27 protein-coding genes are annotated in these 18,510 nt (G+C 66.4%); 4 read left to right on the forward strand and 23 right to left on the reverse strand.

Annotated features, from left to right (window positions below; genetic code table 11):
• Positions 1–102: 102 nt before the first annotated feature.
• Positions 103–864 (reverse strand): glycoside hydrolase family 16 protein, encoded by a 762-nt coding sequence (locus AC1DVU_RS15335; protein ID WP_476923314.1) that lies wholly within the window; start codon positions 862–864, stop codon positions 103–105.
• A 60-nt stretch (positions 865–924) separates the two neighbouring features.
• Complete coding sequence (miaB, locus tag AC1DVU_RS15340) at positions 925–2,388, reverse strand: tRNA (N6-isopentenyl adenosine(37)-C2)-methylthiotransferase MiaB (RefSeq protein WP_476923315.1); 1,464 nt, start codon at positions 2,386–2,388, stop codon at positions 925–927.
• A 179-nt stretch (positions 2,389–2,567) separates the two neighbouring features.
• Between miaB and AC1DVU_RS15345 the strand changes: the two genes are divergently transcribed.
• Positions 2,568–3,017, forward strand: a complete 450-nt coding sequence (locus AC1DVU_RS15345; protein ID WP_476923316.1) for a hypothetical protein — start codon at positions 2,568–2,570, stop codon at positions 3,015–3,017.
• Between the two features lie 95 nt (positions 3,018–3,112).
• Entirely contained in the window at positions 3,113–3,421 is a 309-nt protein-coding gene (locus tag AC1DVU_RS15350; protein ID WP_476923317.1) for a hypothetical protein, read from the forward strand.
• 4 nt (positions 3,422–3,425) lie between these two features.
• Here the strand turns inward: AC1DVU_RS15350 and AC1DVU_RS15355 are convergent, their stop codons facing one another.
• Both AC1DVU_RS15355 and AC1DVU_RS15360 read right to left on the reverse strand, forming a co-directional pair.
• A complete protein-coding gene (locus AC1DVU_RS15355; protein WP_476923318.1) occupies positions 3,426–4,136 on the reverse strand; it encodes a GAF and ANTAR domain-containing protein in 711 nt (236 codons plus the stop codon).
• 97 nt (positions 4,137–4,233) lie between these two features.
• The gene (locus tag AC1DVU_RS15360) at positions 4,234–4,782 is read right to left on the reverse strand and encodes a hypothetical protein (protein ID WP_476923319.1); all 549 of its coding nucleotides are present in this window, start codon (positions 4,780–4,782) and stop codon (positions 4,234–4,236) included.
• A 144-nt stretch (positions 4,783–4,926) separates the two neighbouring features.
• On the opposite strand from AC1DVU_RS15360, the gene AC1DVU_RS15365 reads away from it, so the two are divergent.
• The gene (locus AC1DVU_RS15365) at positions 4,927–5,844 is read left to right on the forward strand and encodes an SPFH domain-containing protein (RefSeq protein WP_476923320.1); all 918 of its coding nucleotides are present in this window, start codon (positions 4,927–4,929) and stop codon (positions 5,842–5,844) included.
• 2 nt (positions 5,845–5,846) lie between these two features.
• On the opposite strand, the gene AC1DVU_RS15370 is transcribed toward AC1DVU_RS15365, so the two are convergent.
• The 16 genes from AC1DVU_RS15370 to AC1DVU_RS15445 form a co-directional block, all read right to left on the reverse strand.
• The gene (locus AC1DVU_RS15370; RefSeq protein WP_476923321.1) at positions 5,847–6,611 is read right to left on the reverse strand and encodes a hypothetical protein; all 765 of its coding nucleotides are present in this window, start codon (positions 6,609–6,611) and stop codon (positions 5,847–5,849) included.
• 48 nt (positions 6,612–6,659) lie between these two features.
• Complete coding sequence (locus AC1DVU_RS15375; protein ID WP_476923322.1) at positions 6,660–7,712, reverse strand: esterase/lipase family protein; 1,053 nt, start codon at positions 7,710–7,712, stop codon at positions 6,660–6,662.
• A gap of 62 nt (positions 7,713–7,774) precedes the next feature.
• Positions 7,775–8,110 carry a gas vesicle protein K gene (locus tag AC1DVU_RS15380; RefSeq protein WP_476923323.1) on the reverse strand — a complete coding sequence of 112 codons (336 nt, stop codon included), beginning with the start codon at positions 8,108–8,110 and terminating at the stop codon, positions 7,775–7,777.
• Positions 8,107–8,742 (reverse strand): GvpL/GvpF family gas vesicle protein, encoded by a 636-nt coding sequence (locus AC1DVU_RS15385; RefSeq protein ID WP_476923387.1) that lies wholly within the window; start codon positions 8,740–8,742, stop codon positions 8,107–8,109. Before AC1DVU_RS15385 ends, AC1DVU_RS15380 begins: the two co-directional genes overlap by 4 nt.
• Entirely contained in the window at positions 8,742–8,954 is a 213-nt protein-coding gene (locus tag AC1DVU_RS15390; RefSeq protein WP_476923324.1) for a gas vesicle protein, read from the reverse strand. The genes AC1DVU_RS15385 and AC1DVU_RS15390 overlap by 1 nt, the downstream gene beginning before the upstream one ends.
• Positions 8,951–9,730, reverse strand: a complete 780-nt coding sequence (locus tag AC1DVU_RS15395) for a GvpL/GvpF family gas vesicle protein (RefSeq protein ID WP_476923325.1) — start codon at positions 9,728–9,730, stop codon at positions 8,951–8,953. The genes AC1DVU_RS15390 and AC1DVU_RS15395 overlap by 4 nt, the downstream gene beginning before the upstream one ends.
• Complete coding sequence (locus AC1DVU_RS15400; protein WP_476923326.1) at positions 9,717–10,097, reverse strand: gas vesicle protein; 381 nt, start codon at positions 10,095–10,097, stop codon at positions 9,717–9,719. Before AC1DVU_RS15400 ends, AC1DVU_RS15395 begins: the two co-directional genes overlap by 14 nt.
• Entirely contained in the window at positions 10,097–10,351 is a 255-nt protein-coding gene (locus tag AC1DVU_RS15405; protein WP_476923327.1) for a gas vesicle protein GvpO, read from the reverse strand. Before AC1DVU_RS15405 ends, AC1DVU_RS15400 begins: the two co-directional genes overlap by 1 nt.
• Positions 10,344–10,580: a gas vesicle protein GvpG gene (locus AC1DVU_RS15410; protein ID WP_476923328.1), complete on the reverse strand. Its 237-nt coding sequence runs from the start codon at positions 10,578–10,580 to the stop codon at positions 10,344–10,346. Before AC1DVU_RS15410 ends, AC1DVU_RS15405 begins: the two co-directional genes overlap by 8 nt.
• Positions 10,571–11,320, reverse strand: coding sequence for a GvpL/GvpF family gas vesicle protein (locus AC1DVU_RS15415; protein ID WP_476923329.1), 750 nt, complete (start codon positions 11,318–11,320; stop codon positions 10,571–10,573). The genes AC1DVU_RS15410 and AC1DVU_RS15415 overlap by 10 nt, the downstream gene beginning before the upstream one ends.
• A gap of 2 nt (positions 11,321–11,322) precedes the next feature.
• Positions 11,323–11,772, reverse strand: coding sequence for a gas vesicle protein GvpJ (gene gvpJ / locus AC1DVU_RS15420; RefSeq protein WP_476923330.1), 450 nt, complete (start codon positions 11,770–11,772; stop codon positions 11,323–11,325).
• Positions 11,773–11,777: 5 nt separating this feature from the next.
• The gene (locus AC1DVU_RS15425) at positions 11,778–12,029 is read right to left on the reverse strand and encodes a hypothetical protein (protein WP_476923331.1); all 252 of its coding nucleotides are present in this window, start codon (positions 12,027–12,029) and stop codon (positions 11,778–11,780) included.
• Between the two features lie 5 nt (positions 12,030–12,034).
• Positions 12,035–13,297 carry an SRPBCC family protein gene (locus AC1DVU_RS15430; protein ID WP_476923332.1) on the reverse strand — a complete coding sequence of 421 codons (1,263 nt, stop codon included), beginning with the start codon at positions 13,295–13,297 and terminating at the stop codon, positions 12,035–12,037.
• The gene (locus tag AC1DVU_RS15435; protein ID WP_476923333.1) at positions 13,297–13,899 is read right to left on the reverse strand and encodes a hypothetical protein; all 603 of its coding nucleotides are present in this window, start codon (positions 13,897–13,899) and stop codon (positions 13,297–13,299) included. The genes AC1DVU_RS15430 and AC1DVU_RS15435 overlap by 1 nt, the downstream gene beginning before the upstream one ends.
• Before the next feature lie 124 nt (positions 13,900–14,023).
• Complete coding sequence (locus AC1DVU_RS15440; protein WP_476923334.1) at positions 14,024–14,482, reverse strand: hotdog fold domain-containing protein; 459 nt, start codon at positions 14,480–14,482, stop codon at positions 14,024–14,026.
• A gap of 46 nt (positions 14,483–14,528) precedes the next feature.
• Positions 14,529–15,614, reverse strand: coding sequence for a WD40/YVTN/BNR-like repeat-containing protein (locus AC1DVU_RS15445; RefSeq protein ID WP_476923335.1), 1,086 nt, complete (start codon positions 15,612–15,614; stop codon positions 14,529–14,531).
• Between the two features lie 49 nt (positions 15,615–15,663).
• Here AC1DVU_RS15445 and AC1DVU_RS15450 point away from each other — a divergent pair, with 49 nt between their 5' ends.
• Positions 15,664–16,215 (forward strand): PadR family transcriptional regulator, encoded by a 552-nt coding sequence (locus tag AC1DVU_RS15450; RefSeq protein ID WP_476923336.1) that lies wholly within the window; start codon positions 15,664–15,666, stop codon positions 16,213–16,215.
• Between the two features lie 10 nt (positions 16,216–16,225).
• Here AC1DVU_RS15450 and AC1DVU_RS15455 read toward each other — a convergent pair whose 3' ends face one another.
• Genes AC1DVU_RS15455 through recA form a run of 3 tightly spaced genes read right to left on the reverse strand, consistent with a single transcriptional unit; the run spans position 16,226 to position 18,375 of the window.
• Positions 16,226–16,753, reverse strand: a complete 528-nt coding sequence (locus tag AC1DVU_RS15455) for a GNAT family N-acetyltransferase (RefSeq protein WP_476923337.1) — start codon at positions 16,751–16,753, stop codon at positions 16,226–16,228.
• 23 nt (positions 16,754–16,776) lie between these two features.
• Positions 16,777–17,295, reverse strand: coding sequence for a regulatory protein RecX (locus AC1DVU_RS15460; RefSeq protein WP_476923338.1), 519 nt, complete (start codon positions 17,293–17,295; stop codon positions 16,777–16,779).
• A 3-nt stretch (positions 17,296–17,298) separates the two neighbouring features.
• Positions 17,299–18,375: a recombinase RecA gene (gene recA, locus AC1DVU_RS15465; RefSeq protein ID WP_476923339.1), complete on the reverse strand. Its 1,077-nt coding sequence runs from the start codon at positions 18,373–18,375 to the stop codon at positions 17,299–17,301.
• Positions 18,376–18,510 lie beyond the last annotated feature (135 nt).

An 18,510-nucleotide genomic window follows, 5' to 3' on the forward strand; every position in this document is an offset into this window, starting at 1 on the left:
ATGCTGCTCTGGTCGAGCAGCAGGCCCCTCATCCTGTTCTCGGATCGTTGTGGCGCGCAACGGTTGATTGGTGACAATTTGATTGACGTGGTGTGTCGAGGGCTACCGAGGCGGCTCACCATGCACGTGGTCGACGGCGAGGACCGGTACGTGGGTCGGCTCCGACCCAGCGTCCGGGAAGTCGAACACGGCGATCATCATCTGCATCGGATAGCGCGGCGACTGCTCACTCGTACGCACCACCCGGCCGTCGAGCAGGAAGTCGATGCCGTCACGGCACCACTCCACGGCGTACGTGTGAGGTTCGCGCACGTCGATCTGCTGCGGCTCGGCGGAGAACTCCTCGACGAGCGACGGGTCGCGGAACGGGTGCAGTCCACTGCCCACGTCAGCGGTCGAGCCGTCAGCGGCGATCGTGTTGCCGAACACCTCGAACAGGCAGATCTCTCCGCACTGCTCCGGGCTGTCCTCGAGGCCCACCATCCATACCGAGGCCATGGAGGTCTGCGACAGCTCCATACGCGCGCGGACCTCGAGGCGGCCGAGCTCTGGTGTCCAGCCCCACCAGGCCGGCTGCTCCTCGCGTACGACCTGGTCAGCCACGAATGGCTGCTGACCGAACGTGCTGCCGACCGGTCCGGAGAAGACACCCGACTGGACCCCCGAGACCCGCAAGGGCTTGGCGTGGGTGTCGGCACACCAGAGGCCTTGGTCGAGCGGAATGCTCAGCCTGAGCTCCGAGCCGGCCACCTCGTAGGTCGCCGCGGACTCAGCGCGGGAGCTCCACTGCGGCAGGTAGTGCGGCAGCCAGCGGCTCTCGTCGAGCCCAGGCCCGTCGAACGTCTCGTGAAACGTCTGGTCCACTCGCTGCCCCTCTCGCCTGCAGCAGATATTAGGCGCGAGGTCTGACGTGTTGAGTCTGCGTCAGATCGCGCAGGCCTCGGCGGGCGGCAGCGGCGCGGGCACGCCCAGACTCGGCATGCCAAGACCCACCGAGCGGACCTCTGTCTTGCCCTGGCGCGCCTCCCAGGCATCGCCGGCGGGCGTACGCCGGAAGGTGATCGGCGCATCGTCGCTCACGAGGTGGTGCGGCGCGGCGTACGTGATGCGGACCTCGACCATGTCCCCCGGGCGTACGGCGTGGTCGCCGGGCACGAAGTGGACGAGGCGGTTGTCGCGGGCGCGGCCGGTGAGCCGATGTGTGGCACCGTCCTTCTTGCCCTCGTGGTCGGCGACGAGCAGCTCTACGACCTGGCCCTCCTGCTTCTTGCTCTCAGCCCACGCAACCTCGTTGACGACTTCGATGAGCCGGTCGTAGCGCTCCTGCACGACGGCCTTGGGAAGCTGGTCGGGCAGGTCGGCGGCCGGCGTGCCGGGGCGCTGGGAGTACTGGAACGTGAACGCGCTGGTGAACCTCGCTTTGCGCACGACCTCCATCGTCTCGAGGAAGTCCTCCTCGGTCTCGCCCGGGAAGCCCACGATGATGTCGGTCGTGATCGCCGCGTCGGGCATCGCCGCGCGTACGCGATCGATGATGCCGAGGAACTTCTCCTGGCGGTATGACCGGCGCATCGCCTTGAGCACGCGATCGGATCCGGACTGCAGCGGCATGTGGAGCTGCGGCATGACGTTGGGGGTCTCGGCCATCGCCGCGATGACGTCGTCCGTGAAGTCCTTGGGGTGCGGACTGGTGAAACGTACGCGCTCGAGTCCTTCGATCGCGCCGCACGCACGCAGCAACTTGCCGAACGCCTGACGGTCCCCGAACTCCACGCCGTACGAGTTGACGTTCTGGCCCAGCAGCGTGACCTCGACGACCCCATCGGCCACGAGCGCCTCGATCTCGGCGAGAATCTCGCCGGGTCGGCGGTCCTTCTCCTTGCCGCGCAGGCTCGGGACGATGCAGAACGTGCAGGTGTTGTTGCAGCCGACGCTGATCGACACCCAGGCGGCGAACACCGAGTCGCGCTTGGTCGGCAGCGTCGACGGGAACACCTCGAGCGACTCGAGGATCTCGACCTGCGACTCCTCGGCGATGCGGGCCCGCTCGAGGAGGACCGGCAGCGAGCCGATGTTGTGCGTGCCGAAGACGACGTCGACGTACGGGGCGCGCTTCGTGATCGTGTCGCGGTCCTTCTGCGCCAGGCAACCGCCGACGGCGATCTGCATGCCGGGGTTCTGCTCCTTGACCGACGCGATGTGGCCGAGATTGCCGTAGAGCTTGTTGTCGGCGTTCTCGCGCACGGCGCAGGTGTTGAACACGACCAGGTCGGGCGTGCCCTCTTCCGCCCGCGCGTACCCGGCAGTCTCCAGCAGGCCCGACAGTCGCTCGCTGTCGTGCACGTTCATCTGGCAGCCGTAGGTGCGCACTTCGTAGGTCTTCGTCATGACTGGTCAAGATTACGTGAAATCTCCACGAGTCCATCACGCAGTTGGGGATGATGGCGGCATGCTCCATGCGATCAGATTCGACATCACCCGCCACGTAGCCGCATGACCGCCGTCGTGAAGTGGGATGTCGGCGCATGAGCGGCCCTCCCGAAGTCGACGAGCACGCTGCCCGCCAAGTGCTCGAACAGTTCTGCGTGGCAGTGTTCGAGGCGGAGAGCATGCACCGCGCGATGACAATGATGAGCCCGGACAACAGGCGGGAATGGGCCAACGACTGGATCGTCGGCGAGCTCGAGGACGGCCGAGACCTTCTCAAGTGGTCGGAGCGAGAGGAAGCTACTGAAGCCCTGGCGACGATGGACGTCGACCATCGCCTGTGGCTGTTGTTCGCAGAGGAGGCCCTTGCCGGGTGGCAGCGCGATTGGGCGGTTCTTCCTGAGGCATTGGCAGGGCGTGGCTCAGCGATCCTCGCCATCCGCCGGCACCTCACGATGGAAGAGCTGCACGCACTTGGCGCTGGATGGATCGCGAACTCACCACCACGCACTGGCCCTGTCCGAGTCTGGGTGGACTTCGAAGAGATCGACAGGGTTCTTCACATCGCTGACATCAACATCCAGGACTGATCGCCAGGTCACCGCGAGCCGGTTTGGCTCTACGACGCCGCGGGTAACCCTCGTGACGAGCTTCTAGCTCGATCCACAGGCAGAGAGGGACCGCCATGACCAGCAACGACCCGACAGACCCGCGGCATCAGCGAGGCGACGACGACGGCGACACCCGCGACCTCGGGGACCTCCGCGTCTCCACCGGCTCACAGTCGGCGTACATCACGATCGAGATGATCCTGTACGTCCTCGCAGTCCTTGGCGTCTTCATCACCTCGGCGATCATCGACGAGGACGGCCCGGGGCCCGGCTTCAGCGCATCGCAGGCCTGGTTCTACGTCACGCTGCTGACGGTCGGGTTCCTCATCAGCCGTGGGCTGTCCAAGATCAACTGGCGCGGAGGTAACGGGCGTACGTTCTGACCAGTCACGCCGGTTCGGACAGCGCCTCATCGGGTTGCTGCGGCAGCGCCCGAGTCTCGACCAGCTGGTGGCACAGTGCCTTGAGCTTGATGTTGTGGTGCTGCGAGTAGCGGCGGAGGGTCGCGAACGCGCGATCGGCGTCGATCTCGAAGCGCTCCATCAGTACACCCTGCGCCTGGCCGATGACCGTGCGCGTCTCGAGAGCCTCGCGGAGGCCCTCCTCGCTCCGGGCGTACCCAAGCGCCAGTGCTCCCTGACGGGCGAACAGCGCAGCCAGGGCGATGTCCTCAGGCGTGAAGGTCGCCTCCGAGGTGCCATAGAGGTTGAGCGCGCCGATCCGACGTCCACGCGCGTGCAGCTCGGCCGACAGCACGCTGTTGAACCCGAGGGCACTGGCCTTCGGGCCCCAATTCGGCCACCGCTCGTCGGTCGCCAGGTATGACGACACGACGATCTTGGAGTCCACCGCGGCGTCGACGCACGGGCCCTGCCGCAGTTCGTACTGGATCCGGTCGGCCTCGACCACGGACTGATGGGTCGCCCCGACGGTCTGGTACGTCCGGCCGCCCGACTTGACGAGCGTGATGCCGCCGTACGACGTGTCGATCTCCTGGACCGCGAAGCTCACGATCTGGTCGATCGTCTCGGTGACACCGTCGACGTCGGCCAAGGACTCGGCAAGACTCGCAAAGACAGTCGGATCGTCGATCGGCATGCTGGTGCACCTCCGCCCGCGCGCCGCGGCAGCGGTACACCCTTGAAGCATAGGCCTGTCTGCCCTCGCCGGCGGGCGGACCGACTGTCTCCCTGAATTACCCGACGATCCTCTGAACCAAGCCCTTGTTGACCTCCGAGGCGCGCTCCTGCTCACCCGCGAACGCGCTGATCACGACCAGTGCGCCAGTCACCGCCGGCACAGCCCACTGCAGCATCCGGAGCTGCTTCTGAGCCGCGGCGACGTCGGGAGGTGTCGAGGCCGCGGGCTCCGTGCCCGACTCTGCGGGTACGCGCGTGTGCTCCGAGACCTTCCGGCCGAGGACCCGGCTGTAGGCCGTGACGCCCAGCGCGGCGGCGGTGAGGCCGGTCTTGACCAGGGCCATCGACGCGACGCCCTTCTGTGCCTGGATGCGCCCGAGATTGCCCTGGATCTGGCCGAGGCTGCCGACGACGTGTGCACCGATGGCGGTGGCGTTGACTGGGGTCCAGCGGTCCCAGCCGACATTGGCCACGGCGCCCGTGTCGGACTCGCTCTGCGCAGCGGAGGCGGCGGGGTTCAGAGCGATGGCGTTCGCCAACGTGCCGCCGAACCAGGCAGCGAGTCCGAGGTCGTGCAGTGAACGGGAAACGGTGTTGCGGGCCATCGAGAATCTCCTGTGGTCGGGAGTCGATGCACTACCCGAAGCATCATCGACCAAACACATCCCGCGCTTTCGCGCGTCTCGGGTGCCGCACGACCGACTGTCTCCTAGGCTCAGGCTCCCGGAGGGAATGACCCAAGGAGCGGCATGGCATCCACGTTCGTCCTCACGATCTTCTTCCTGATCGTCGCGCTCGGCCTGCTGGTGGCCAGATCACGCACGGCCCAGGCATCCGTCTTGCGACGGACCCTGACGCTGTCCGCGACGGCAGCGTTCGGCCTGACTCTGCTCCTGCTGATCCTCTCGGTCTTCACCGTCGTGCCGACCCGCGACATCGGAATCGTGACGAGCTTCGGCAAGCCTGTCGGCAACCTCGACAACGGCATTCACGCCAAGCTGCCGTGGGAGAAGGTCAAGACGCTCGACGGTGCGATCCAGACCGATTCATATCTGGAGAAGAACGACGAAGGCTGCACAGACATCCGCATCGGCAACGAGTCGACTGCGTGCGTCGACAACTCGATCCGTTGGCGCATCAAGCTCGCTGCGGGCGAGGCGCTCTACAAGGACTACCGCGACATGGACAACATCCGGAAGTCGCTCGTGACCCGTGAGCTCACCGCTGCGCTGAACGAGGTGCTGTCGGACTACAACCCCTTGAGCGAGATCCAGAACGACGACCAGAACCCGACGAACCCGAACCTCAACGAGTTCTCCCGCGACGTCGCCGAGCGCCTGCGCGAGCAGGTCGGCGATCAGATCGAGATCGAGAACGTCATCATTCCGCTGATCCACTTCGACAAGCCGACCCAGAGCAAGATCAACCTCTACCAGGCCGAGGTCGCCAACACCCGCATCGCGACCCAGCGCGAGCAGACCGCCACGGCGCAGGCTCGCGCCAACGAGCGCCTCAGCAAGTCGGTCAGCAAGGACCCCAACGTGCTGGTCAGCCAATGCCTCGACACGCTCAACGAGATGGTCAAGGAAGGGCAGAAGATCCCGATCGGGTTCAGCTGCTGGCCCGGTGGAAGCGCGACGTCAGTCGTACTCCCCCAGGCTCAGTGAGCTCAGCGGTTGCTGACGCGCACCGTCGAGCCCGCCTCGGACGGGCCGGTGCACTGTCGGGACAGATCGGTGACGCTCTCGACCCCCTTGTGTCGCGAGGCGACGACCGGGAACACATAACAGGTGCCGAGCTGCTGCGGCGAGAGCTTGAAGCTCTCGAAGCCACCGGACTTGGCCTCGAGCTCGTCGAAGATCGCCACGAATCGGGCGTTGCCCGGCCCGACCAGACGCTGGATGGTCTCAACCGTGTGTTCGTCTTGACCGTTGACAAGTGACTCGGTGATGACGCCGTACGGTTCCCCGGCGGCATCGGCATCGTGGGCGGCGGCCACGATGTCGTCGTGGTAGTCGTACGAGCCGATGGCGTGCAGTCTTTCCAGCGGAAATGAAGTCATCCATACGAGCGCCGCGGCGATGACCAAGGCGCTGAGCCTGCCCGCGCGCCGCTGCCCCGACCCGCGCTGGGCGGCTGCCTCGAGCACGTGCACGGCCCGGAAGACCAGACCGATCGTGGCGATCGGAACGAGGATGAAGGCCCAATCTGGAAGGGAGTTGGGGAACGTCTTGGCCACGACGTTGAGCGCGAGTGGCAATGCAAGCACGGCGAGCTTCCACCGGTGTGACCACCGGGTCGACCGGAGAACCAGATAGACACCGATCACCGCGCCGAGGGGCGCGAATATCAACCCCACCGTCAGCCAACCAACTGCGTAGCCCTCGTGGTCGGTTTCATCGACGCGCTGCGGCGGCGACTCCGTGATGCTCACGCACTCAGTGTGGTGGTTGGGGCTCCGGCATGGTGCCGAAATCGCCGATCAGCAGCCCCCTACATAGACGTAACAACGGAGTTTCGGCTCGCTCGGCACGGTCTCGACCCCGACGAGGTTCACGTTCGGCAACGGGACGCTGATCAGGCCCGGGGCGGCCGACAGGACCTGCAGGTAGTTCTGCACGTTCAGGGGGTCGACACCGGGCTGGTAAAGCTGCAGGCAGACCAGCGGGCTGATGCGCGAGACCTGCGCCGGGCCGGCGTGGCTGAGCGCGTCCATCGCGAGGGCGTACGCCGCTGGGTCGATCGTGCCGACCATGAGGTGCTCGTAGACGTCGAGCGGACAAACATCCTGCGTCGCGACGTTCGTGATGGCGCCCTCCCCGGTGTGCAGGGCAGATGACGCCGTCGCACTGTCCGTGTTGGGCTGCACGACCTCGTCGGTACGCGTGTAGACCTCCGTGTAGGAGATGCCCTTGAAGGTCTCGGCACGGCTGTTCAGCGCCTCGATGAACGCGGCGTCATCCTGTTGCTGCCACACCGCCGGCAGGCACGAGGTGAGTCCCACGATGCAGCTCGGCAGCACGGTCGTGCCGTGGTTGGACGCGGCCATGCCGATGATGTCATCGACCATCGACCGGGTGTCGGGCCAGAACCGCAGCGCCCACCGCATCGACATACCGCCCTGGCTGTGGCCGAGCACCGCGATGTCCCGCGTCGACTTCGCCCGCATCGTGCGGATCGCGTAGACGAGGTACTCGCCCGCGACCTGGATGTCGCCGAGGGTGTGCGCCGGCATGTGGATCGCGCACCACGGCCGCTTCTGTGCGGTGAACGCGCGCTCGTAGTTCCACGAGAAGTTCTCGTCGGCCGTGACCCCGGTCGCCGGGTTGAGCAGCACCGGCTGAAGCGTCGAGTGCGCGAAGTCGCCGCTGCACTCCAGCGCAGCCTTGAGCGTGGCAGTCAGCACGCTGAGCCGGGGACCCGGCTGGCTCAGCGGAGCGTACGGCGAGGAGGCGGATGCCGGCCCCATACCGATCGCGGACGCGGCGACCAACGTCAACGCGCAGAAGATGGTGGCGATCGTCGTACGGCGCATCGTCGGTCTCCCTCGTATGTTGGAAGATCCAACGACGCGATGTGACCGGCGTTACGTACGCCTCACAGCAGCCGCCCCAGCGGGCCCAGGTCGAGGTTGAGGTCCTCAGGTGTCAGGTCGAAGTGCTCGCGGAGCTCGGTCATCTTCTCGTCGAGCAACATCAGGGTCTGGCCGAGCCGCTCGACCTCGTCGTCGGTGAGACCGCCGGCTTCGACCCGCCGGATCGCCTGCCGCTCCATCAGCTGGCGCAGGAGCTCGACGATCGTGAGCACGAGCTGCACCAGGCCCTTCTCCACCGTCTCCGGGTCGGCACTGACGCGTCGGCTCAGCGCCGAGGGCAGGTCGACGTCCTTTTCATCGTCGAACGGCCAGTAGGCATCCGAGTCCCGCGACGTCATGCGCCCACCTCCTGGCAGAAGCTGAAGGGTGGCCACGGGCCCGTGACCTCGACGGGCTCGTTCACCAGGTCGTTCGACCACGCAGCGATCGCGGCTTGCGCATCGCTGACGTGCTCGTCGCGCACCAGGAAGGCGATACGCCCGCCGTCGCCCGGAAGCGTCGTCCGCTCATCCGCGTACGGCTCGAGCCTGCGCTGCAGCTCGTCGACCCGAGACCTGTGGTGCTCCAGAGTCTGAGCGCGACGAGCGAGGTACTCGCGACCCGAGCGGCTGCCGACGGCTCCCGCCACCGCACGGTCGCCGTCGGCAGCCGGTACGTGAACGATGAACTCGCTGTGGCCGGCGACGGCGTCGAGCCGCTCCTGCCACAGCTCGCGGTGCTCATCGATCGTTCGCTCGAGCTCGTCCACGTCGGCCACGACGGTGCCGAAACGGATCGGCAGCAGCGGGCTGCGTTCCCAGATGCGGCGCAGCACCCTCCCGAACGCGAGCACCTCCGACATCGTGCGTTCGGGCGCGTGTTCGCGCGGACCGACGGCGACCATCAGCGATCCTGATGTATGGAAATGCAGTCGCTTGGTCTCCATGGTCAGCGCGACGGACGACTGCGGCAGCACGGCGTAAAGGAGCATCACGAGCGGTCACCGCTCCCGGAGACGTACGGAAGGCCCTCGGCGACGTCGTGTGCCGGTGCGAGCACGAGCCGTAGGCCGAGATAGACCAGGTCGACACCCGCGAGCGAGAGCACGAGATCGCCACCGATCACGACGCCGCCATCGATGAGCCGGTCGACCAGGTCGACCAGCGCGACATCATTGCCTCTCGAGACCTGACCCGCTGTCATGACACCTCCGGGTTGAGATCGCCGACGAAGCTGTAGGGCGGCCACGGACCACTGACCTCGAGGAAGAGGTCGCCTTCGGCCGCGATGTACGCATTGGTCTCCTCGGCAACCGCGAAGAACGCGCTCTCCTCACCTCGCGGCACGAGGTGGGCACTGTTGAGCAGCATCGGCTCCTCACGACCGCTGAGCGCGGGATCCTGCGGGGAGTTGAGCCGGCTCCGGCTGGCTTGTTTCGACAACGCCTCGTACGCCTCGCCTGCCAGCGAGTCCCGTCGATTGCGCGCCTCGTCGCGCCGTTCGCCCTCGCGTTTGCGGCGTTCGAGGTAGTCCCTACCGCTCGTCGCCTTGGGCTCCTCCGGCTCTACCGTTGTCGCGCCCTGGAACAGGTGCACCGACCACTCCGCGTGGCCGCGAACCTCCTCCAGTGCCGCCTTGAGCGCATCCCGGGCTGCCGCGACCGAGGCACGCAGCGTCTCCTCCGTTGTGTAGATCCCGGGCAGGCGCAGCGGGAGCACATCACCCTGCTCGATCAGGTCCTGCAGGACCGCGTGGTGCTCGCGCGCGACCGGCTCGAGCCACCGCGGATCCTGACCGTACTCCGCCCAGGCCGACTCGCCGTAGCGGTCGGCCTCCAGGTGCCCGACGACCACGGTCATGTCATCGAGCTCGAGCCCCGTGACACGTGTCCCGTCGATGCCGGCGCCAGGCCAGGTCATCGTGGCGCCGGCCGGCACCAGCCCGTACGCATGCACGACCGTGTCACTAGGCGCGCTCACGTTCGGACTCCGCGATCCGCGCTTCGAGCGCATCGAGGCGTTTCTGGACATCGAGCTCGGGCTTGCCCTTGTCCTTGCCGAGCTCGGACTTGTCCTTGTCCTCGTCGCCCTCGAGGCTGCTGACGAACGCGTCGCCCTCCCACCAGTTGATCCCCATCTCGCGGGCCTTGTCGACGGACGCGATCATGAGCCGCACCTTGATCGTCAGCAGCTCGATGTCGAGCAGGCGCACCTGGATGTCGCCAACGATGACGATGCCCTTGTCGAGCACACGCTCCAGGACGTCAGCGAGGCTTTGCGCCTGCGGGGCCTGCCCGCGCCCCACGAACACCGGGGACTGGGAAGGCGACTGCGAAGTTTCGGTCATCAGTCCTCCACCTGGGCCCGCAAGTAGCGGCGCACGCGCCGGTAGCCGGTCAGTGTGCCGTCCTCCTGCACCGTGACCTCATAGCTGCCCATCACGTCGGTTGTCTCCGGTATGCGCTCCAGCTCCAGCACCTCGGCTGTCACGACCCAGCCCTCGCCATCCTTGCGTACGCCCGTGATGCCTTCGGCCGGGCAGCCCACCAGCTCCTCGAGCTCGTCGAGGACGATCCGGCCGATCTTGGCCATGTCAACCATGTCGGCCTCCCTCCATCAGTCGCCGCACGAGCTCCTCCTCCAGCCGGTCTGCGTCCTCGTCCGAGATCAGGCCAGCCTCGCGGCGCGCGTCGAGGTCGTCGAGCGCAGCGTTGATCGTCGCGGGGTCGTACCACTGGCGTTCGGCTTCCTCCTCGATCTGTTCGGCGACCCAGACCACACCACGAACGGGTGCCAGCGGCAGCAGCAAGAGGTTGCTGATCAGGCCCATGTCAGCTCCCCGGTCCGGACGGCGTCGAGGAAGGCATACGGCGGTTGCGGCCCAACGTAGCGGAGCCGGACGCGGGGGCGCAGGTCCTCGCGGAGCACCGCCACCGTCTGGTCGAGGGCGCTGCGGGAGTCACGCCGTACGAGCAGTGCGACGTTGGCCACCTGCAAGGCGCCGCGCACCTCCTGCGGCGCGACCGCTTGGGCATGAGCCGCGACCTGGTCGGTGATGTAGGCGCCATCGCTGTCTCGAAGCCGTTCGAGGTCTGCCGCGACGGCCTCGCCGAGCTGCACCTCCCACGCTTGGTGATCGGGAGCATCTCCACGGCGTACGACATCACGCAACGCCACGAGCTCGGGATTACGCTGCATGACCTCCCGCAACGCCTCGTCCTCCGCGAACTCCGCAGTGATGGTCAGCTGCACCAGACCGTCGAATATCCTGAGCAGCTCGAGCAGCTCGTCGCGTCTCTCCGCCAGGAGCTCACGTCGCACCGTCTCTTCGTCGGGCATGACGACGCCGAACTGCATCGGAGCAACCGTCATGGACTCAGCCAGCGCTTCCAGCACGTGGGCATGCGCCAGCAGGTCCTCGCGCTTGACCGGTGCGTCCTCCTCGACCTCGCCGACGACGACCCGCAGACTGTCGTCGCCGACGATCCGCGCCGGCTGACCGGCGCGACCGACGAGCTCGCCCGGCACTGCCCCCGTGGCGCCTACGACGCCATACACGTGGAGAGCCATGCCTACTTCCTGTCACTCTGCCGACGACGCGCGGCGGTCTTCTTCGCGCCGCTCGAGCGCCGTGGCGCCGGCTCCTTGTCCTCCTCGTCCTCGTCTTCGTCTTCGTCATCGTCCGAGAAGACTTCGCCGAGCTTCTCCTTCACTCCTTCGAGCGCGCCGGACGTCTTGCCCTTGGCGCCCGACTGGGTCACCCCCTCGATGAGCTCGGGGATGCCGTGCGTCTCGGTCTCGGTGAGATCGAGGCGGTTGACCGCCTCGGCAAATCGGAGGTACGTGTCGACGCTCGCGACGACGATCCTGGCGTCGATCGTCAGGAGCTCGATCCCGACGAGGGACACCCGGACATAGATGTCGATCACCAGCCCCTTGTCGAGGATCGTGTCGATGACGTCCGCCAGACTGCTCGGTGCAGGCCGGTCGAGGTAGCGGTTGCTCGAGTGCGTCATGGTCATGGCTGTCACTTCCTGTCCGTGCCGTCGACCTCAGGAAGAGGCTGCTCCGGCACCTTGAGAATGTGCTTGCGGATGTATGAACGGTTGCTGCCGAGGGACTTGGCCAGCCCCTGCTTGTTGGATCCCACGAAGTAGCCGATGCACCAGTCGAGCTGTTGCAAGGCGTCCTCCATGGCAGTGCGATAGCGATCGACGTCCTCCTCCAGCTCGGAGATCTCCTCCTCCAGCTGACGGACTCGTTCGTTTCCATCGGCCACGGCGATCACCTACTGCTGGACGACCGGCGCGAGCTCGCCGTCTTGGCAGCCGCCCGCTTGCGGGTCGCGGACCCACCGCCGCTGCTTCGCGCTGACGACGTCTTCTTGGCCGGCGTCTTCTTGGCGGTCGACTTCTTGGCCGTGGACTTCTTGGCCGTCGACTTCCTCGCAGAGCCGCCGTTCGATGAGCTCGAGCTCGACTTCTTGGCGGTCGACTTCTTGGCAGACGATCCACTGTTGCTCGTGCTGGAGCCTGTGGACTTCTTGGCCGACGACGACTTCGTCGAGCTCGACGCGGATTTCCTGCCGCCACCGCTGCTGCTGGCCTTGGTCGACCCGCCGCCGCTCGACTTCGAGCTCTGCTTGCCGCCGCCGCCCTTGCTGACGCCCTTGCTGACGACCTTGCCGTCGTGGATCTCACCGGGCCAGCCGTCGACGTCGTCCTGACTGAGCAGGGTCTGCGTCGCGACGTACCGCCGGAAGTGCTTGAGCTCCACGCGTACCCGGCGACCTTGGGCGCGCCACATGTTCGCGGTGTGCTCGAAGAAACCCTTGGGGTGGTACTCGAGCGTGACCAGCACACGCGTCAGGTCTGGCGCCAGCTCGTGGAACGTGACAGCACCGTCGACCTTGCCCTTCTCGGCCTGCGACTTCCAGACGATGCGCTCGTTGGGCACCTGGTCGATGATCTTGGCCTTCCACGTGCGGTGGGACCAGAAGATCTGCGCCTGCCAGGTGAGCGTGTCGTCATCCTCCTGCGTGACGTTCTCGACCTTCTTCATGAAGGACGGGAACTCCTCGAACTGAGTCCACTGCTCGTAGGCAACCTCACGGGGGACGGGCACATCGACGGACTCGACGATGTTGGTGACCTTGATCTTCTTGCCTCCGCCGTCGTCGGACTTCTTGCCTCCGTTGCCGCCGGTCAGACCGCCGACTGCGCTGCCGATCCCGTCGCCGACGTTCTCGACGGCACCGCCGACCGAGTCCTTGACCTTGGAGGCGACTGCCTCGGCACCGGCCTTGACCGGCGAGGCTCCCTTCGCCATGCCCGCCACGGCCTTGGACTTCACGCTTCCGTTGCCCTCGCCGAGGTCGCCGAACTTGTTGCTGATCGACTCGATGCCGTCGCCGATCTTCGCCACCCCGCGCTCGCCGAGCGCCTGACCGAAGCCGCTCACGGCTTCGAGGAGTCGATCGATCGGAAGCTCCGAGGTGAGCCCGCCGGACTTGTCGTCATCAGTGTCGCGTTGCTTGTTGGTGGCCATCACGCACCTCCTCCTACCGGAGCGGCGGTACGACGCCTGCGGGAACTACGGCGATTGTGCTCGGGTTCCTCTTCGGGTTCCTCGTCCGGTTCTTCTTCGGACTCCTCGTACTCGTCCTCAGGCTCGTCCTCGTACTCGTCCTCGGGCTCCGCCTCCTCGTCATCGGACTCCTCGTCCTCGACCTCGTCGCCCTCTTGGTCCTCTTCTTCGTCGGTCGGCTCGTCGACGTCGTCTTCGTCTTCGTCGAGGTCTTCGTCCTCGTCACGAACGTCGTCGACCTCCTCGTCGTCGGCCTTCGACCTGCCCCCGCCGCGCAGGTTCTCACTGCGCTCCTGCAGGCGGTCGCTGAGGCTGTTGATCTTCGACGCCGCGACACTCACGGCCGCGGCTTTGCCGGCATCCATCAACTGGGACTTGACCTGCTGGGTGAGACCGCCGGTCCCCAGACCGATCCCACCTCGTTGCAGGAGGCCCTTGCCCGAGTTGCGGACATCCTTGTTGGCCAGCGCCGAACCGACGACCAGCGCCAACCGTAGCTTTTTGAATCGGCCGAGCAGATAACCTGCGGCCACTGCTGAACCCACTCTTGCGGTGGTAGACATCAAACGCTCCCTTCGCCACAGATCCCTCCAGATCCGTGTAACGAGAGGGCCGTACCCACTGTGGCGTGCTTCACACAGTTGACAGCCAGGCGCGCTTGCCCCAGCAACGCCGGGGAATTCAGGCTCAGCGCTTGGGCGTCACCCACAGGTGGATGGTGCCCTCGACCGTCACGGTGCCGTCGGTTGTCACAGCCTTGACCTTGATCGGCACGTCCGGGCCGCCGGCCCAGTCGGCCTCGGTGCTCTCGGCCGTACAGGTCAGCGCAGTCGTCGACTTGGCGAGATAGCTGACCTCCATGCCCTTGGGCAGCCAGCGCATGTCGGGCGGGCACGTCGCCTCGGCGAGCAGGCCCATCGCTGCCTCGAGACCGTTGCAGGCGGCGATCGCGTGGACGGTCCCGATGTGGTTCTTGACCGAGCGGCGCTTGGGAATCCTGATCTGACCGAGGTGGGGCTTCATCTCCTGCACCTCGAGGTGGATCGACGAGAAGTACGGCGCCTTCTGGCCGTACGCGATCGAGAACAACCGCCTGCCCTGCGGCAGCGCGGTGAGCTTCTTGTACAGATCGAGTGTGGAGGACATGGGCCGAGGTTACCAGTGAGTAACCAGCGGTTGTGCGGTACGAGTCTCAGATCACGGCGGCGCGTACGCAGAGCACGTCTGGCAGGTTGCTGCGGATCTCGGCCCACGTCCCGCCCTCGTCGTTGCTGGCCCAGATCGCACCGTGGCGCGTGCCGATGTAGAGACCGAGCGGATCGGCCTGGTCCGACACGAAGGCATCGCGCAGCACGGCCGTGTGAGCCTCGGCCGGCAGTCCCGGGCCGGTCTCCTGCCACGTCTCGCCGGCGTCGTCCGACCGCCACACGGCGGGTTTGCCCGACGGCGGGAAGCGTTCGATGGCGGCGACGAGCGGGAACACGTAGACGGTGCCGGGGCGATGTGGGTGCGCGACGATCGGGAAGCCGAAGTCGGCCGGGAGCCCGTCGGCAATGGACTGCCACGACTGGCCGGCGTCGTCCGTGCGGAAGACACCGCCGTGGTTCTGCGCATACATCCGGTCAGGATCGCCCGCGTCGATCGCGACCTTGTGGACGCACTGCCCGTACTCCGGCGTCTCTCCGGGCATGAACTCGGCACTGATGCCGCGGTTGTACGGATTCCACGTCTCGCCGCTGTCCTCGGTGCGATAGACACCGCCCGTCGACATCGCGACCGTGACGACGTCGGGGTCCGCAGGATGCGGCAGGACGGTATGAATCGCCTGCCCACCACCACCCGGCTGCCAGTTGGGTCGATGCGGGTGATCCCACAGGCCGCGGATGAGCTCGAACGTCTCGCCGCGATCCGTCGAGCGGAACAGCGCGGAGGGCTCGGTCCCGGCGTAGACGACTCCGTCCTGGCCGTCAGGAGCGGGCCGCAGCTGCCACACGCGCTCGAGCGCCCCGCCGGTCTCCTCGGGGAACCGCACGGCACCGCCCTTGGTCTCGTCCCACGTGCGCCCGAGGTCGTCGGAGCGGAACACCTGCGGCCCCCAGTGAGGGCTCGTTGCCCCTGCCAGCAGCCGGGTAATCCCACCACGGGTGTCGATGGCCGCGGAGTAGATCTCCTCCATCGGGAACTGCGGCTTGTCCCAGGTCCACGATGAGCGGTCGGCGTCCGAACGGCCGATGAAGAGTCCCTTGCGGGTTCCTGCCAGTAGGACCGTGTCGGACATCTCGCTCCGCCTCCATACGTGTTCCTAATTGGAACAGTACGCTAGATCCGTGTCCAGCAGCGTGTCAACGACGTCGTACGCCTTGTTGGGTCTCCTGGTCTTCGACAGCGAGACGTCGGAGCACGGGCTGACCGGCTACGAGCTCAAGCAGCGCGCGGATCGCACGCTGCGGTTCTACTGGGTGTCCCCCGCGATGAGCCAGATCTACACCGAGCTCGACCGACTCCGCCGCAACGGATTCGTCGAGGCGGTCGACGACACGAGCGGCAAGCGCACCACGCGTCGGTTCCTCATCACCCCCGATGGCCGCGAGGCACTGACCGCGTGGCTGCACACTTCCAAGCAAGAAGAGTTCCCAATGCTCAAGCACCCCATCGCTCTGCGTCTGATGATGGGCAGCCTGATGGGACCCGGCGAAGTCGAGGCGATGCTCGACGGATATGTCGACGCGGTGATCTCGCGTCGCAAGGAGCTCGAGGCGGTCCGCGAGATGCTCGGTGACCGAGAAGCCGTGGCCTATCCCGCACGAGTCGCCGACTGGGGACTCGCCTACTACGACGCCGAGGTCGAGATCGTCGAGAAGTTGCGGCGTACGCTCTAGCGACCCGCAGTCACTCGAACACCGTGCGGGACGCCGTGCACACGATCTCGGGGTACTGCACGGACTCTGGCTGGATCCACAGCCCCGGGGTGAAGCCGCACTTCTCGAGCACCCGGATCGACCGCTTGTTGCGCACATCGGGGCTCGCCACGAACCGCGGCGCGTCGGGGTAATCCCGGCACAGCACGTCCCGGCAGTAGGCCGTGATCATGAGCGTGCCGATGCCGCGATCGACCAGATCGGGCTCGCCGATGAGGTAGTCGAACGCGATCGCCTCGAGGTCCTGGACTCTCACGGCGTAATCGTCATACGCCTTGACCGGATAGTCCTGGACGTAGCCGATCGGCCGACCGTCGAGCAGCACGACCCACATGCGCGTGGGGCTCGTCCCTGCGAGCTCCTTCGCGTAGATCGTGCGAGCCCCCTCAACGGACCGAGGCTCGTCCCAGAACCAAGGCTGTGCATGCTCGGCGGCCATCCACCGCACGAGGTTGTCGAGGTCGGCATCGACCAGACGACGGAACTCGAATGCGTGCATGGCTCTGAAGCGTAGGAACAGACCTACATGCTGTCGAGGGCCTGCGCCTCGGCGCCGAGCTCTTGTCGCACCACATCGAACGAGACCTGCGGTGAATAGCCCTTGCGGGCCAGCATGCCGGTGAGCCTGCGGATCTTGGTCGTGTCGTCAAAGCGCGACATCGACCGGAGCTTGGCCTGCACGAGCCGGTGGGCCGCCTGGATCTCCGCGTCGGGGTCGATCTCGGAGAGGACCTCCTTGGAGATCTCGTCGTCGACACCCTTGCGACGCAGCTCCATCGCGAGAGCACGCGACGACAGTCCCTTGCCGCGCTGGCGGGCCTGCACCCACGACCGCGCGAACTCCTCGTCGTCAATCAACCCGGCCGCCTCGAACTTGGCGAGCGTTGCCTCGACGACCCCCTCAGGCACCTGCTTCTTGGCAAGTGCCTGAGCAAGGTCGCTCCGGCTGTGCGCTCGTTCGCTGAGCTTGCGCACCACGACCTCCTTGGCGAAGCTCGTGAGCTCCTCCGGCGTCATCTCTTCGACAGGAGTGCGCGGCATGGGTCAGAACTCGATGTCGGTCGGGGGCTCCTCGACGACCTCAAGCGCAGGCTTGTCGGCCTGTGCGCCGATGCCCATGTGCTCGAAGATCTTCTTCTCGAGCTCCTCGGCCAGATCCGGGTTGTCCTTGAGGAACTGGCGCGACTTCTCCTTGCCCTGGCCGAGCTGGTCGCCGTCGTAGGTGTACCAGGCGCCGGCCTTGCGGACGATCCCAGCCTCGACACCGACGTCGATCAGACTGCCCTCGCGGCTGATGCCCTGGCCGTACATGATGTCGAACTCGGCCTGCTTGAACGGCGGGGCGAGCTTGTTCTTGACGACCTTGATGCGGGTGCGGTTGCCGACCATGTCGGTGCCGTCCTTGAGCGTCTCGATGCGACGCACGTCCATGCGGACCGAGGCGTAGAACTTGAGCGCCTTGCCACCCGTCGTGGTCTCGGGCGAGCCGAACATGACGCCGATCTTCTCGCGCAGCTGGTTGATGAAGATCGCGGTCGTGCCCGAGCCGTTGATGGCACCGGTCATCTTGCGGAGCGCCTGGCTCATGAGACGGGCCTGCAGACCCACGTGGCTGTCGCCCATCTCGCCGTCGATCTCAGCACGAGGCACGAGCGCGGCCACCGAGTCGATCACGATGATGTCGAGTGCGCCGGAGCGGATCAGCATGTCGGCGATCTCGAGCGCCTGCTCACCGCTGTCGGGCTGGGAGATCAGGAGCGCATCGGTGTCGACACCCAACCGCTTGGCGTACTCAGGATCGAGCGCGTGCTCGGCATCGATGAAGGCAGCGACCCCGCCGGCCTTCTGGGCGTTGGCCACCGCGTGGAGGGCGACCGTCGTCTTGCCGGAGGACTCAGGGCCGTAGATCTCGACGACACGGCCGCGCGGCAGACCGCCGATGCCCAGTGCGATGTCGAGCGCCGTGGCGCCGGTGGGGATGACCTCGATCGGCGCGCGGGCCTGGTCACCCAGCCGCATGACGGCGCCCTTGCCGTGGGCACGGTCGATCTGGGCCATTGCGTTCTCGAGGGACTTGTCCCTGTCCTTTGCGGTGGCGAGGGAACTGTTGGGCTGTGCCATGGTGGGCTTCCGTTTCTGCTCGTGGGCGGCGGGTCATCGACGACGTTAGAAGGACCCTCAGACATATGTGGGCCTCGTCGACCCGTCTGTGGATGTCGTCCTTCGAACGTCCAACCTGTGCACGAGATTACCCGA

This window comes from Aeromicrobium sp. P2_G6, assembly GCF_056403535.1.

Excerpts from the sequence above, each read along its gene's own strand:
- miaB (WP_476923315.1), bottom strand. The coding sequence starts at position 2,388 with ATGACGAAGACCTACGAAGTGCGCACCTACGGCTGCCAGATGAACGTG.
- AC1DVU_RS15350 (WP_476923317.1), top strand. The coding sequence starts at position 3,113 with ATGACCAGCAACGACCCGACAGACCCGCGGCATCAGCGAGGCGACGAC.
- AC1DVU_RS15355 (WP_476923318.1), bottom strand. The coding sequence starts at position 4,136 with ATGCCGATCGACGATCCGACTGTCTTTGCGAGTCTTGCCGAGTCCTTG.
- AC1DVU_RS15360 (WP_476923319.1), bottom strand. The coding sequence starts at position 4,782 with ATGGCCCGCAACACCGTTTCCCGTTCACTGCACGACCTCGGACTCGCT.
- AC1DVU_RS15365 (WP_476923320.1), top strand. The coding sequence starts at position 4,927 with ATGGCATCCACGTTCGTCCTCACGATCTTCTTCCTGATCGTCGCGCTC.
- AC1DVU_RS15375 (WP_476923322.1), bottom strand. The coding sequence starts at position 7,712 with ATGCGCCGTACGACGATCGCCACCATCTTCTGCGCGTTGACGTTGGTC.
- AC1DVU_RS15380 (WP_476923323.1), bottom strand. The coding sequence starts at position 8,110 with ATGACGTCGCGGGACTCGGATGCCTACTGGCCGTTCGACGATGAAAAG.
- AC1DVU_RS15385 (WP_476923387.1), bottom strand. The coding sequence starts at position 8,742 with ATGCTCCTTTACGCCGTGCTGCCGCAGTCGTCCGTCGCGCTGACCATG.
- AC1DVU_RS15390 (WP_476923324.1), bottom strand. The coding sequence starts at position 8,954 with ATGACAGCGGGTCAGGTCTCGAGAGGCAATGATGTCGCGCTGGTCGAC.
- AC1DVU_RS15400 (WP_476923326.1), bottom strand. The coding sequence starts at position 10,097 with ATGACCGAAACTTCGCAGTCGCCTTCCCAGTCCCCGGTGTTCGTGGGG.
- AC1DVU_RS15405 (WP_476923327.1), bottom strand. The coding sequence starts at position 10,351 with ATGGTTGACATGGCCAAGATCGGCCGGATCGTCCTCGACGAGCTCGAG.
- AC1DVU_RS15410 (WP_476923328.1), bottom strand. The coding sequence starts at position 10,580 with ATGGGCCTGATCAGCAACCTCTTGCTGCTGCCGCTGGCACCCGTTCGT.
- AC1DVU_RS15415 (WP_476923329.1), bottom strand. The coding sequence starts at position 11,320 with ATGGCTCTCCACGTGTATGGCGTCGTAGGCGCCACGGGGGCAGTGCCG.
- gvpJ (WP_476923330.1), bottom strand. The coding sequence starts at position 11,772 with ATGACCATGACGCACTCGAGCAACCGCTACCTCGACCGGCCTGCACCG.
- AC1DVU_RS15430 (WP_476923332.1), bottom strand. The coding sequence starts at position 13,297 with ATGGCCACCAACAAGCAACGCGACACTGATGACGACAAGTCCGGCGGG.
- AC1DVU_RS15435 (WP_476923333.1), bottom strand. The coding sequence starts at position 13,899 with ATGTCTACCACCGCAAGAGTGGGTTCAGCAGTGGCCGCAGGTTATCTG.
- AC1DVU_RS15440 (WP_476923334.1), bottom strand. The coding sequence starts at position 14,482 with ATGTCCTCCACACTCGATCTGTACAAGAAGCTCACCGCGCTGCCGCAG.
- AC1DVU_RS15445 (WP_476923335.1), bottom strand. The coding sequence starts at position 15,614 with ATGTCCGACACGGTCCTACTGGCAGGAACCCGCAAGGGACTCTTCATC.
- AC1DVU_RS15455 (WP_476923337.1), bottom strand. The coding sequence starts at position 16,753 with ATGCACGCATTCGAGTTCCGTCGTCTGGTCGATGCCGACCTCGACAAC.
- AC1DVU_RS15460 (WP_476923338.1), bottom strand. The coding sequence starts at position 17,295 with ATGCCGCGCACTCCTGTCGAAGAGATGACGCCGGAGGAGCTCACGAGC.
- recA (WP_476923339.1), bottom strand. The coding sequence starts at position 18,375 with ATGGCACAGCCCAACAGTTCCCTCGCCACCGCAAAGGACAGGGACAAG.